This window comes from Micromonospora sp. ALFpr18c, assembly GCF_008868155.1.
In the GTDB taxonomy this organism is placed as follows: domain Bacteria; phylum Actinomycetota; class Actinomycetes; order Mycobacteriales; family Micromonosporaceae; genus Micromonospora.
Genome location: NZ_WBKR01000466.1, coordinates 1 through 585, shown reverse-complemented (window position 1 = coordinate 585; position 585 = coordinate 1). Strand labels below are relative to the sequence as shown.

Annotated in this window: 1 protein-coding gene; it reads right to left on the bottom strand. The window is 57.8% G+C overall.

What is annotated here, in order from left to right; genetic code table 11:
- Window positions 1-174: 174 nt before the first annotated feature.
- On the bottom strand, window positions 175-351 hold the full coding sequence (locus tag F8271_RS33685) for a hypothetical protein (protein WP_225854915.1): 177 nt from the start codon (window positions 349-351) through the stop codon (window positions 175-177).
- Window positions 352-585: the final 234 nt, after the last annotated feature.

The window sequence follows — 585 nt, the reverse complement described above, 5'->3', positions numbered from 1 at the left end:
GCGCCATGACGAAGCTCCGGGTGGACCAGATCCGTGAGAAGACCTCGTCCTAACGGAGCTTCGTCCCCATTCGACACGCCGACGTGGTGACCACTACCCACCGTAAGATGATCTTGAAACGCCCGTGTCGATCGACGCCAGACCCACGAAGAATCAGGGTCGAACGTTTGGAAATCAAAGAGCCGCCCGCTTGCGCCACTCTGCTTCAATTTCGGCGATCATTTCCGTTACGTTCTCATCCGAGAAGACGAACGGGCGCATTTGATCGACCACAGCCTCTCTCTTGACTTCCGGCGTAGGTAACTCACCCCACATTTCAGCCAGGTAATCGCGTACGGCAGGGCGTTCCATTGCTCGCGCTTCGAAGCGACGCCAATCACGCCAACCTTGCGCCTTCCGCGACTCCCCGATTGCTTCGTGATGCGCAATGATCGTCTCAACTAGCCGCTCATGTACGCGACCACGGGCGTTTCAAGATCATCTTACGGTGGGTAGTGGTCACCACGTCGGCGTGTCGAATGGGGACGAAGCTCCGTTAGGACGAGGTCTTCTCACGGATCTGGTCCACCCGGAGCTTCGTCATGG

Coding starts and splice junctions, on each gene's coding strand:
- F8271_RS33685 (WP_225854915.1), bottom strand. CDS start 351: ATGGAACGCCCTGCCGTACGCGATTACCTGGCTGAAATGTGGGGTGAG.